Consider the following 12,845-nt stretch of genomic DNA (forward strand, 5'->3'; position numbering starts at 1 on the left):
TAGCTTTGCTACAATCCTAAGCCGATTATTAACCAGCGTATGAGTGAAGACCTGCAATGATTAAGTTAACAGCAACTAGGTTGAACATAATGATAACAAAACCAATTACTGCTAACCAAGCTGACTTCCCACCTTGCCATCCTTTTGAAAGGCGTAAGTGTAAGAATGCCGCATAGAATAACCATGTGATAAGTGCCCAAACCTCTTTAGGATCCCAGCCCCAGAAACGAGACCATGCTTCTTGTGCCCAAATCATCGCGAAGATTAATGCACCAAGTGTAAATACTGGGAAACCGATCAATACAGAACGATAACCAATTTCATCCATCAGTTGTGAATTTGCACGTTTTGCGAATGGTTGCATGATAACTGCAATTGGTTTACGAATGATTAAACGAATTAGACCGTATAAAAGTGTACCAATTAGGATTGACCAAACAACTGTAGTCAATTTTTTTGCATTGACGATTGCTGGTACGTTAGCAATTGGCTCCATCTTATCTGAAGTCAATAATTCTGATTGATGCATTCCGAACAATGCTGGTGTATTATACGTAATTTCCTTAGGTGCACCATTTTTATCTACGTAGCTAAATTTTGATTCATAGCCTGTTACATTAAATGTTGTCGTAACCGCTACGAATCCTAACACAAGCACTAAGGCATACATAACAACTTCTATCCAGAAACTCTGTTTAGACCTTTTTGTAAGGTCGATATTTTTTAGTAAGTAAATTAAACCTGCAACAGCACTAATTGCTAGAATAGATTCTCCAATAGCTGCTGTAATTACGTGAATGTATAACCAGTAACTTTTTAGCGCTGGAATCAATGGGTTTACTTCACGAGGGAACATACTAGCATAAGCAATGATAATAACTGCAATTGGTAAAGCAAAGAGTCCAAGTGCCGGCACTCTATAAATAAAGTAAATTAAGATAAATGCTCCTACAACAAACATGCCGAATGCTGTCGTAAATTCAAACATATTACTAACGGGTGCATGTCCAGCATACACCCATCTAGTAATGAAATAACCTAGGTTTGCAATGAATCCAACAAGCGTAACAATAATTGCTAATGTACCCCATTTTTTACCTGCATCAGCGGATTCATCTTTTGAACCACCTTTAACTGCACCACCAAAAAGTAATGTAGCTACTAAGTATGCGACGAATGCCACAAATAGTAAATTTCCGCTTAAGTCAATTAAACTCATAAGGTGTTGTCACCTTCCTTTTCTCTGTCTTTCAACTTCTTGTCAGCATCCTCTACTTTTTGATCCTCATCATGTTGATCTATATATGCTGGAAGATGTGCATATTCCGTAACTGCATCCAAGTCTTTTTTCATACTGAACCAGTTTTTGTTTGTATGGGACGCCATTAATAAACGACCATCTTTTGTTTTTAATAGCCATAAACGGCGGTGACTCCAATAAGAACCAATTGATACACCTAACATAAAGATTATGCCACCTAGCATTAAAATCGAGAGTGTCTTATCTTTACGAACTGTTAAACCTGATACGTTACGTGTATCAACCGAACTAAATTTCATTGCATATTTATTTTCACCAAATGGTTCTAATGTTTTTTTTATAGCTACAAAGCTCGTTTCGCCTTTTGGTGTTTCAGGTGTGTACATATCAAAAATGAATGCTGGATTATTTGGTAAAGGTGAAGCCGTTTGTGGTTCACCGTCTTCAAAACCAGCAAAGTCAGGGAAGTATCTTTTCAGAACAACCTTACTACCTTTGCCAACTTTATATTCTTTTTCAGGGTTAGTTAAATCAATTGCAACAGCACCAAGTGATTTCCCTGTCTTTATATCCGTTAAATTGAAATGCATCGTTTTTAACTCGTTCAGACGGAAATCCATTTGATAAATTGCATAACCATCATTTTTTAATGGCTTATTTACAATAATTGGCGTTTCTTTTACTAGAGTTAAATTAGATGTGTCACCAGGAACTGCATCGTCTGGTGCTTTAAATAGCTTAACATCTGTCTGATAGTTTTTCGCAACTGCATTAACCGCTTTTTTAGATTCGTTAAATTCTTCTTTTTGTTCGTCTTTTGAATATGTTTCAAAAGTAAATTTTTTACTTTCTAAATAATAGCCTTCCATTCCTGGAATAGCCATTGTTTCACCTTCGCGGATCCAAAGTGTTTTATCAATGTAAAAACCCGGCATTAGGCGGAGCATAACACCAAATAGGAAGATGATTAAACCGACATGGTTAATATATGGACCCCATCTAGCAAAACGGCCCTTTTCAGCTAATAACGCGCCCTCTTCACGACGAACATTGTATTTCATTTCTTTCATTTTCGCTTCTGTAAGATCGAATGCTTTATCAACTTCTACTGCTGACATTTCTCCCGAAGCAAAAATACGTTGACGCTTCAAGAAGTTTTCATGACGTTTTACACGTTGATTTTTTAGAGACTTGTATAATGGAATACCTCGGTCTAGACTGGCAACAATAATTGAAATACCAAGCATGCCAATTAATGTTTGGAACCACCATGAACTATAAATATCAGCTAATCCTAATTTATAGTAAATTGATCCGAATGTACCGTAAGCGGCTTTATATGCTTCCGCAGCGTCCTCGTATTCTGTAAGCGATACATAAATAACTTGAGGTAAAAATGTACCAATACCTGCTGCAACTAACGTGATAATAATAATTGCAACTCCAACTTTTACACTTGAGAAGAAGTTCCAAATTTTATCAATAATCGTTTTGTTATACGTTTTTGATCGAATTGCGGTTCCCTCATAACGCATATCAGCTAACTTTCTACTCTTTTCCTCTTCAGTAAGAGGATTACCACACTTTTCACATAGAGTTGTGCCTTCTGGGTTCTCGTGACCGCATTCACAAATAATTTTTTTCATCCTTTAGAACTCCTTACTATGGCTGGATATCTGAAAAGAATTCAGCTAACATTTCACTCGTCATTTCACCTTCATAAACTCGAACAACTTTTCCTTTCGGATCAATAAAGACAGATGCAGGTAATTTATCCACATTGTAAGCTCTGGTCACACTTTTTGTTTTATCAATAACAACTGGGAACTCTAAATTGAAGTCAGAAATGAAATTTTCCACTTCAAAAACGGTTTGAGCTTGATTGATTGAAATCACTTCAATCCCCTGATCTTTAAATGCCTTATATTGGTCGTTGATTGCTGGCATTTCTTTTTTACAAGGTTTACACCAAGTGCCCCAGAAATTTAACATGACACCTTTACCTTTATAGTCAGATAAGCGATGAGTTTGGCCATCAAGATCGACTAGAGAAAAATCCGGTGCCTCTGCTCCAACTTTCAATAAAGGAATCTCATCCTTTGTAGCTGTTGTATATATCGTATATCCTATTGCTGCAACAAGTATTGCTAAAATTAGTGTTCGTACATAAAATCTTTTTTTCTTTTTATCCATGCTCAAAGTAGACCTCCTAAAAAACATCCAAAACAATCTACCTAATTATAGCAAAGTTTTGAATGACGGAATTTTATATATTTGAAGTGTTTGTGAACGTTTCCATTCCGTACATAGTGTTTTTTGTTTCACCTATAACAGGCCATCTTGTGTTGTTTTATGCTATGTAAAATTGGTTAAGACGTTTAGAAAGGTACTTTCTAAACGTCTTATACCTATTTTGGAATGTTAACAATTATTAATATACATAAGGTTTACCCTATTTTACCTGTCTCAGCTAATACTCTTAATTGTTTTACTTCATGATGTGTCAATTCTCTTGACTCACCCGCATTTAACCCATGCAAAGTTAAGAAGGCAAATTGTTCACGTTTTAATTTTTGTACAGGGTAACCCACTGCTTCAAACATACGTCGAACTTGGCGATTACGACCTTCATGAATTGTGATTGCCACAATTGCCTTGCCTGATTTGCTATCTGAAGACATTAATCTCACGCGTGCTGGAGCAGTCTTGCCATCTTCTAGCATAACGCCACGCTCTAATTGTCTCAATGCTTCTCTTGTAGGAATTCCTTTTACACGAGCTACATATGTTTTATCAATTTTGAATTTTGGATGTGTAAGTTGGTAAGAAAATTCACCGTCATTTGTTAATAACAGTAAGCCTGAAGTTTCATAATCCAAACGACCAACAGGGAAAATGCGTTGTTCAACTTCGGGGAATAAATCTGTTACTGTTTTACGACCTTTATCATCTGTTACAGCTGAAATAATACCTCTTGGTTTATATAGAAGATGATATACTTTACGTTCTTTTTCTAATTTAACTCCTTCTACTTCTACTGAATCAGAAGGAGAGACTTTTGTGCCAAGCTCTCTAACTACCTGTCCATTGACTTTTACTAAGCCTTGCTTAATCATTTCTTCTGCTTTTCTACGTGATGCAATCCCTGCATACGCTATTACTTTTTGTAGTCTTTCCATTCGTTCACCTCATAAGTTAAATACTATTAGCCTGTCCAAAATTATTGCACACTTTCTACTATAAGAAAAGTATTAGTACCTTAATAAAGTCCTTAACTAATATGTTTGTATACAGTTCGTCTGCTTTCTATATCACTTTTTTTACTAAAACCGAAAAAGGCTGCTAATATAAGCAGCCTTTTCTCTACTTAACTATTCATTTCCACTTTACATCAACGATTGCATCCTTTACTGGTTGTTCATCTATATAAAATGACCATCTACCTATCGAGTCTTTTGTTTTGGACCTTGGCAACTGTAAGATATGTTTCACTTTTTTAACTTCTTTTTTCGTCAGAAGCAAGTGCTGTGGCTCTGTTAATTTGATATCAATATCTGATTGTACTGAATACGTACCGGCTTTAGCGATTATTTCGTTAGTATAGTGTTTAAACACGTAATCAGCGAAATTACTATGCACAACCCAATCATTGCCTTCATTGATCGTTACTACAATTACCTTTTTGCCATCCTTTTCAAAATAAGTAGCAAGCGTTCGGCCAGCCACTTTCGTATAGCCTGTTTTACCAGCTATCGCAAATTTGTTATTACGAACGAGTTTATGTTTGTTTTCCCATAATGTGCCATTATCTGTAGTACCTTTAAAATATTTTGTAGAGGCAATCTTCTTAAACTTTTTATTTTGCATAGCAATCCGTAGCATTTGAGCAGTATCATATGCAGAAGCTAAATGTTTTTCATTATGCAGACCGGACGGATTTTCAAAATGCGTATTATCCAAGCCATAAAAGAGCGCGGTATCATTCATCATTTTAGAAAAACCTTCTAGAGAACCACCTGTAGCTTCTGCAATTGCTGCAGCTGCATCATTACCTGAACGTAACAATAGTCCATAGAGCAATGTTTCTAACGTCGTCTCTTCTCCCACAGTTAAGTAAATGGAAGACCCTTCGCTAGTTGCAGCTCGTTGAGATACAGTAACAGTCGATTTTAAATCCATATTCTCTATTGCGACAAGCGCAGTCCACATTTTCGTCAAACTAGCAATTGGTAATGGAACATTTTCGTTAGATCCCGCTAGTAATCTCCCTGTCTCTGCATCGATGACAGCATATGAACTTGATGAAGCTGAACTAGGCGTCGTAGTAATTAGTAGTAAAACTACCATCAATAATCCGATTATATATCGGCGAAGCAATCGCCCACACCTTTCTTCTATTTTGAATCTGAATCTTGGAAAGCTTCTTGGAACTTAGACATAAATAAATCTGGATTTTCATCTGTTGAATCAGTTACACCCGAAGGTAATTCTGGTAATTCATTTAAGTCTTTCAAGCCAAAGTAGTTTAGAAACTCCTTTGTAGTGCCATATAAAATTGCTCGGCCCGTTCCTTCAGCTCGACCTACTTCCTGTACTAAACCTTTTGAACTTAAAGTATGTAGCGGTCGTTCACTTTTCACACCACGTAAGTCTTCAATTTCTACTCTAGTAATGGGTTGTTTGTAAGCCACAATGGCTAGGACTTCTAGTGAGGCTTGTGATAGTGATTGACTTGGCGGGTTTTCAACAAGTCGCTGAATCGTATCTGCAAGGGCAGGTTTTGAAGTAAGCTGATAAGTACCAGCTAATTCCTTCAGTGTAATGCCACGCCCTTCCTCTGTGTTGTAATGATGAGCTAATTGTTCTAAAGCTTGTGCAACTTCCTCTTCTTGCTCTTCTGTTAAGAAGCTTAGTTGTCTTACAGTTAAACCGTCTTCACCAATTACGAAAAGTAAGCTTTCAATTTTGCTCATCAATTGATTCAAGTTGTTCATCATTCAAATCTTCCTTCCGTAAAATTACCATTAAATCTTCAAAGTTATTATTCTGCTCTACTGCAATTACTTGACGTTTCATCAACTCTAGTAGCGATAAAAATGTAATGACCAAAGTCGATCTATCTTCATACGGAAATAGATTAAAAAAGCTTGAGCTTCCTCCTGCTAATTTTAGCACCCCCATCACAGCTTTCATTTGATCTTTTATGGAAACATCGTGCCTAGTGATTTTAGTTGTTAAAGGCGCCTTTAGATGTTTTCGTCTAAGCATTTTCTGAAAAGCACCGACCATATCAAACACATTTACAGACGTTTCAAATAACGCTAATTGTTCTGCTGGTGCAAATGCTGAAAGGTCCGCTGGTGGCCTTGTAAAATATTGCGCACGAGAAGATTCTAAATCTTTTAAATTCACTGCAGCATCTTTAAATTTTCTATATTCAATTAAGCGGGCAACGAGCTCTTCACGTGGATCGGGCTCATCCATGTCGAATTCCGTTTCATCTAACTCCCCTTCATGGATTGGTAATAGCATCTTACTCTTGATCGCAAGTAAAGATGCTGCCATAACTAAATATTCACTTGCTTCATTCAATTCAAGTACTTGCATTGCACGAATATGCTCCATATACTGAGCCGTAAGCTCGGCCATTGGAATATCATATATATCAATTTCCAAGCGATGAATTAAATGTAATAATAGATCGAGAGGTCCTTCAAAGGCCTCGAGTTTTACTTCATATGACATAGTCAACCACCTGACAGTTTATGTTCAAAATTCAGTATAGAGGAATGGTGTTCGAAATGCATCCGATGTACCACCCATTATTTGTCCAGTTTCTAACATATTTCAATGGCAATCAAGATTACTTTGAATGTCACGAAGTGTTAGAGGAGTATTGGAAAGAAATAGCTCCTAGAGATAAAACACACCCCTTAACAGGCTGGATTCAACTAGCGACTGGCCTATACCATTGGCGCCGAGAAAATTTTAGTGGTGCCAAAACAATCTTAAAAAAAGCATATATTACTTTAGAGCAGTCCGTCAATTCTTCATTTATGGAAGAAGTGGACGGTATAGCAATTTTACACTTTATGCAACAAGCACGAAATGCAGTAGAAAAAAAAGAGCCTTTCCAAAAATTTATTCTACCTATTACCTCAAAGACTCTAGAGAAGCAAGTTCTCACATCAATCGCCCTATTGAAAGAAACAGATGATCATTACCTACAACATAAGCATATGCTACGTGACCGCTCGGATATTCTCCTAGCGAGAGACGAAAAAAGAAGAAGCAGACATTAAATTTCTTTGTCTGCTTCTTCTAGCATCGCTTTACATTTCTGTATGAACGGTGCAGTTTGATCACAAGCCGCAATCACACAATCCATATCCATTTTAGAAAGCTGTTTAACCATCTCTTTACCGAGTCCCTCACCTCTATGTGAAGGGTCAACCGATATATGTCTAACAATCCATTCGCCATCAGCAATTTCTACGCCAACTAAACCAATAAAGTCATCCTCTTGTTTCCATAAAAACAGTTGCCAGTTTGGATCTGTATCATATTGTCGAATTGTTTCTTGTAGTAATTTCAGATCTTTTTGATCTGGCATAAATGACAAGAGCCCCATCGCAATTTTTTCGCATGCTTTCTTATAACGACATAACATTTATATGATCCCTCTTTTTGCCTTTAAGTATCTTTCAACATCCTACACGAAAAGCAAAAATTACGCAAATAGATTCACATTATTTACCTAGACTAGGTGGAGCAATATAAAGCCAATAAATAACGCCCCATGCAGTTGTTAATATTAGGAATAATAGAAGTAATAGTATATTACTTTTCTTCACTTAACGATTTACCTCCTTCCCAATCGTTAGAGGAAGGTCAAGCTTCACAAGATCTTCATAACTTTCGCGCTTCACAACTAATTGATGCGCGCCGTTTTCCGCAAAGACGACAGCCGGTCTTGGTATACGATTATAGTTACTCGCCATTGAATAACCGTACGCTCCTGTACAGAACACAGCCAAAATGTCCCCTGATTCTGCTTTTGGCAACGCAATATCCTCAATTAGTTTATCACCAGACTCACATAACTTACCAGCAATTGTATAGGTGTTAACTAATTTGTCATTCATTTTATTAGCAATGACAGCTTCATATTTGGCATCATAAAGAGCTGGACGTATATTATCGGACATTCCACCATCAACCGCAAGATAATTTCTCGTATTAGGAACTTCCTTTTGAGAACCGACTGTATAAAGTGTAGTACCAGCGTCTCCAACTAAAGAACGGCCTGGTTCAATCCAAATTTCAGGCATCGGCATTGAAAAAGTAGCTATCTCTTGTTGTACTGCTTGTATCATATCATCTACATAAACTGCTGGTTGCAGTGGTGTGTCCTCTTCTGTATAACGAATTCCGAATCCTCCACCTAGATTTAATACTTGGCTTATGAAGCCTGATTCTTTATGCCATTCGCCCATTTTATCGCTAATTTTTTTTGCTGCTAAGCTAAATGCGGCAGTATCGAAGATTTGTGATCCAATATGACAATGCATCCCTTGTAATTCTAGATATGCGTGATTTTGCAATAGTGCAAATGCACGATCTGCTTGTCCATTATTTAAATCAAAACCAAATTTAGAGTCTGCTTGACCTGTTGTAATAAAGTCATGCGTATGTGCCTCTACTCCTGGAGTTACACGGATTAGGACATGCATTTTTTGTTGACGTGCTACAGATAATTGTTTTAGGGCATCAATTTCATCAAAATTATCAATTACAATGCAACCAATTTTCGAATCGAATGCAAGATTTAGTTCATCCAAGCTTTTATTATTACCATGGAAATGGATACGTTCACTTGGGAAACCTGCTTTTAAAGCTGTATAAAGCTCGCCACCTGAAACAACATCGACTGATAACCCTTCTTCAGCAGCTAATTGATAAATCGCTATGCTTGAAAACGCCTTACTAGCATAAGCAACTTGAGCTTGAACATCTGCATTTTTGAAAGTATTAATAAAGCCTTGCGCACGCTCACGGAAAAGCGCTGTATCGTATACGAATAAAGGTGTACCGTATTTTTTTGTTAAGTCAATTGCGTCTACTTGTCCAATTGATAAATGACCATTTTCAGTTACGTTTTGCGTTCCATATAAATGCATTCAAATCTCTCCCTTTACCCGATCACCCAAAAGAATTAACGGAATTTTCTATAACTAATTGAACTTTATCATAGAAAGAGAAAAGTATGCAATGGCACATCATGAACGTTTTCGCTGTTTTGCACCTACAATATACGGTCTTAAAGCATCGCTCGTCATAGGGAATCGTATGAATATACGTAAAAATGCTTGTGGGAAGAACGGAACAACTGGCCACATATAAGGTACTTTCATTGGTCTTAACGAACAAACATATAAGAAAAGCCCTAATATACCTAGGAAGAATCCATTAACTCCGAGCCATGCGGTGATGAGTAGCAACACTATCCTAAATACTTTTATAGTGATACTCAATTCATACGAAGGAATTGCAAATGTGAAAATAGCGGTAATAGCGGAATATAGTACAACTTCCGGTGAAAATAGTCCAACATCAATTGCAATTTGCCCGATAACGACAGCTGCGATTAATCCCATCGCAGTTGATAGGGGGGTTGGGGTATGAATGGAGGCAAGCCGCAAATATTCTATCCCTGCATCTGCTAGTAATATTTGGAGTAGTATCGGTATGGCGGATTTCTTATCTATTCCAATGAAATCTAAAAATGTTGGAATTAAATCTTGATGCTTTATTAACAAATACCAAAAAGGTAATAATATGAGGCTTAAAAAAGTACCAGAGAACCTTAAGAATCGAACAGCTGTCCCAATAAAAGGCGCTTGGCGATATTCCTCTGCATGTTGTAAATGATGAAAAAAGGTCACTGGTACTAAAATAACAGAAGGTGACGTATCAACTATAATTGCGATATGACCTTCCAATAAATGAGCGGCAGTAATATCAGGTCGCTCCGTATAACGTACAAATGGTAGTGGATGGAAACCTTGTTTAAATAACCATTCCTCTAGAGATTTATCCGCCATAGTTAAACCATCGTGTTGAATTTTCTTTATACGCTGACGAATATAATCTAGATGTTTTTCATTCGCAATGCCTTTCATAAAGACGATTGCTGTATCGGTTTTCCCTTTATCAGAAATTTGATGTAGTTCAAAACGTAATGTTGCATCACGAATACGTCTTCTTATAAGGCCTGAATTTTGCACAATATTTTCTGTAAAACCATCACGTGACCCTCTAATAACTTTTTCATTATCAGGTTCTTCAGGTTGTCTTCCAGGATAAGCCCGTAAATCTGCTATAAAAGCATAGCCAGATGGTGTGATAAACGCCACCTGGCCCCCTAATATCGCAGTTAATAGTTGTTGCTGATTCGCCATCGGTTCCCATGCAAAATATGGAAAACAAAATTGAAAGAATTCTGGCTCTGTTTCAGGTGTATATCCTTCAATCTCTTGAGTCGGTTGGATATTCACAAGAATTTCTGTGAAGTTGGCACTATCGATGAGCCCATTAATATAAATAGAGAACACCGGCATTTTGTATAAATGCAGATGCTTCATCCCTATATCAAAGCTCTCACTTTCACCGAATTTTGAAATCATAAACTTTTCTGCTTCTTCTATACTCGCGAAAATGGGTTTTTGTTCTTCAGTCATTTTTTTGCCGCCTTTTCTAATCCTTTCAATTGGCCTGGTGCTAGCCAAACTTTCAATTGTGATAAAATACGTTTTTCTAGTCGCGATACTTGCACTTGTGAAATGCCAAGTCTCTCAGCAATTTCACTTTGAGTACAATCTAAGTAATAGCGTAAATAAATTACAGATTGTTCCCTTTTACCAAGTCGCGTTAAAATATCTCGAAGTGGTATATGCTCAAAAGGCCTTTCGGAGGTAGCATCTCTCATCTGGTCCATTAATGTAATTGGATCGCCATCACTTTCAAATAATTGTTCATGCAATGATGCAGGGTCCCTTAAAGCATCCGAAGCCATTGCTATTTCATCAGTTGTGACTTCCAACAAATTAGCCAATTCCTTCATGGTAGGGGGTCTTTCATTGATTTTAAGAAAATCATCTGAGGCATGGCGAATTTTATAGTTAAGCTCTCTAATAGATCGGCTTACTTTGACCATACCATCATCCCGTAAGAATCGCTGGATTTCACCAATTATCATAGGTACTGCGTATGTTGAAAATTTCACTTGATATGACAGATCAAATTTATCAATTGACTTCATCAAGCCAATACAACCTATTTGAAAAAGATCCTCTAAATCTGCCCCGCGTGATGCAAAACGCTGTACGATTGACCAGACAAGGCGAGTATTACCCTCTACCATCTCTTTTCTAGCGTTAACATCGCCAGCTTGAGACTGTAATATAAGCTCTCGCATTTTCTCCTGTGTTAGCAATATGGAAGAGGCTTGTGGTTTAGATGTCATTTTCTCACCTAGTAGCAAACGGTGTACCTACTGGTTGAAATTGCTTCTTGAAGGTGACCGTTGTCCCTTTCCCGCGCTCGGATTTAACAGATAACTGATCTGTGAAGCTTTCCATAATTGTAAAGCCCATACCAGAGCGATCCATTTGCTGCTTTGTCGTATATAAAGGTTCCATTGCTTGCTCTACGTCTTCAATTCCGCATCCTTTATCAGAAATCGTCACAGTCACTTCGCGGTCAACACGAGTCGCATATACAGTTACAACGCCTGTACGATTTTCCTCATAGCCATGAATAATTGCATTTGTAACTGCTTCTGAAATGACAGTTTTCACCTCAGACAATTCCTCAATCGTCGGATCTAGCACTGTCATAAAACTTGTCATCGCCATACGCGCTAGTGCTTCATTTTCACTGACCGCTAAAAACGATAAAGTCATTTCATTATCCATTCAAAATCCCCCCTAAAGTTCGAATTACTTGATCTTCTGTACCTTGCCAAATATATTTGGACAACCCTGAAAACTGAAAAATTTTCTGCATTGTAGCAGAAGGATTTAAGATGACGGTTTGTCCGTTGATTGGCGCCAAATCACGCATTCTTCCTAAAATCAAACCAATACCAGCGCTATCCATAAACTGTAAGTCACTTAAGTTCCAAACAATTGCGTGAACGCTACCTTGGTAAATTGCTTGTGAAATTTCTTCTCGAATACGATTTGCAGCGTGATGGTCTAAATCACCTTGTAAACGAATAACGGCAATGCCATCCACTGTCAATTGAATTAATTGTTGCATAGTCATACCTCCTTTTCACAAGCATATTCCACATTTGTTTTACGTTATCCTCTCTCATGACAATTTAAGAAGAAACCTTCTAAAATTAGAACTAAATCGACAGTAAATGGATGTCATCTTTATCCATAAGTATTGGAGATTCAAGGGATTTTTAATCAACTAAAAATACCAATTCAAAAAAAAGTAATTTAGTATGGGAGAAGAAGGGCAGATATCAAATAATAGTCTCCTTATTCGAGAAAATAATCTATTTACTCATCCC

14 protein-coding genes are annotated in these 12,845 nt (G+C 37.2%); 1 reads left to right on the plus strand and 13 read right to left on the minus strand.

The genetic code is table 11. The annotated features are described in order from the left end of the window. Positions 1-28: 28 nt before the first annotated feature. From ccsB to ACQKMD_RS00890, 7 genes are all read right to left on the minus strand, one after another. Positions 29-1,219, minus strand: a complete 1,191-nt coding sequence (gene ccsB, locus ACQKMD_RS00860) for a c-type cytochrome biogenesis protein CcsB (protein ID WP_427748630.1) — start codon at positions 1,217-1,219, stop codon at positions 29-31. Then, complete coding sequence (gene resB / locus ACQKMD_RS00865) at positions 1,216-2,907, minus strand: cytochrome c biogenesis protein ResB (protein WP_427748632.1); 1,692 nt, start codon at positions 2,905-2,907, stop codon at positions 1,216-1,218. Before resB ends, ccsB begins: the two co-directional genes overlap by 4 nt. A 16-nt stretch (positions 2,908-2,923) precedes the next feature. Next, positions 2,924-3,454, minus strand: a complete 531-nt coding sequence (gene resA / locus ACQKMD_RS00870) for a thiol-disulfide oxidoreductase ResA (protein WP_427748634.1) — start codon at positions 3,452-3,454, stop codon at positions 2,924-2,926. Between the two features lie 254 nt (positions 3,455-3,708). After that, complete coding sequence (locus tag ACQKMD_RS00875) at positions 3,709-4,440, minus strand: pseudouridine synthase (RefSeq protein ID WP_038190931.1); 732 nt, start codon at positions 4,438-4,440, stop codon at positions 3,709-3,711. 196 nt (positions 4,441-4,636) lie between these two features. Further along, positions 4,637-5,638 carry a D-alanyl-D-alanine carboxypeptidase family protein gene (locus ACQKMD_RS00880; protein ID WP_427748635.1) on the minus strand — a complete coding sequence of 334 codons (1,002 nt, stop codon included), beginning with the start codon at positions 5,636-5,638 and terminating at the stop codon, positions 4,637-4,639. Positions 5,639-5,655: 17 nt separating this feature from the next. Next, a complete protein-coding gene (gene scpB, locus ACQKMD_RS00885) occupies positions 5,656-6,255 on the minus strand; it encodes an SMC-Scp complex subunit ScpB (protein WP_427749289.1) in 600 nt (199 codons plus the stop codon). After that, positions 6,221-7,006 (minus strand): segregation/condensation protein A, encoded by a 786-nt coding sequence (locus ACQKMD_RS00890; RefSeq protein WP_427748637.1) that lies wholly within the window; start codon positions 7,004-7,006, stop codon positions 6,221-6,223. Before ACQKMD_RS00890 ends, scpB begins: the two co-directional genes overlap by 35 nt. A 56-nt stretch (positions 7,007-7,062) precedes the next feature. Here ACQKMD_RS00890 and ACQKMD_RS00895 point away from each other — a divergent pair, with 56 nt between their 5' ends. Then, positions 7,063-7,563, plus strand: coding sequence for a DUF309 domain-containing protein (locus ACQKMD_RS00895; protein WP_427748639.1), 501 nt, complete (start codon positions 7,063-7,065; stop codon positions 7,561-7,563). Here the strand turns inward: ACQKMD_RS00895 and ACQKMD_RS00900 are convergent. From ACQKMD_RS00900 to ACQKMD_RS00925, 6 genes are all read right to left on the minus strand, one after another. Next, on the minus strand, positions 7,560-7,931 hold the full coding sequence (locus ACQKMD_RS00900; RefSeq protein ID WP_427748641.1) for a GNAT family N-acetyltransferase: 372 nt from the start codon (positions 7,929-7,931) through the stop codon (positions 7,560-7,562). The genes ACQKMD_RS00895 and ACQKMD_RS00900 overlap by 4 nt on opposite strands. Before the next feature lie 184 nt (positions 7,932-8,115). After that, positions 8,116-9,441: a diaminopimelate decarboxylase gene (lysA, locus tag ACQKMD_RS00905; RefSeq protein WP_427748643.1), complete on the minus strand. Its 1,326-nt coding sequence runs from the start codon at positions 9,439-9,441 to the stop codon at positions 8,116-8,118. 99 nt (positions 9,442-9,540) lie between these two features. Further along, a complete protein-coding gene (locus ACQKMD_RS00910) occupies positions 9,541-11,001 on the minus strand; it encodes a spore germination protein (protein WP_427748644.1) in 1,461 nt (486 codons plus the stop codon). Then, positions 10,998-11,786: a SigF/SigG family RNA polymerase sporulation sigma factor gene (locus ACQKMD_RS00915; protein ID WP_427749291.1), complete on the minus strand. Its 789-nt coding sequence runs from the start codon at positions 11,784-11,786 to the stop codon at positions 10,998-11,000. Before ACQKMD_RS00915 ends, ACQKMD_RS00910 begins: the two co-directional genes overlap by 4 nt. A gap of 4 nt (positions 11,787-11,790) precedes the next feature. Further along, a complete protein-coding gene (spoIIAB, locus tag ACQKMD_RS00920; protein WP_427748645.1) occupies positions 11,791-12,237 on the minus strand; it encodes an anti-sigma F factor in 447 nt (148 codons plus the stop codon). Beyond that, positions 12,230-12,583, minus strand: coding sequence for an STAS domain-containing protein (locus ACQKMD_RS00925; RefSeq protein WP_427748647.1), 354 nt, complete (start codon positions 12,581-12,583; stop codon positions 12,230-12,232). Before ACQKMD_RS00925 ends, spoIIAB begins: the two co-directional genes overlap by 8 nt. Between the last annotated feature and the right edge of the window lie 262 nt (positions 12,584-12,845).

This window comes from Viridibacillus sp. NPDC096237 (assembly GCF_050278625.1).
In the GTDB taxonomy this organism is placed as follows: domain Bacteria; phylum Bacillota; class Bacilli; order Bacillales_A; family Planococcaceae; genus Viridibacillus.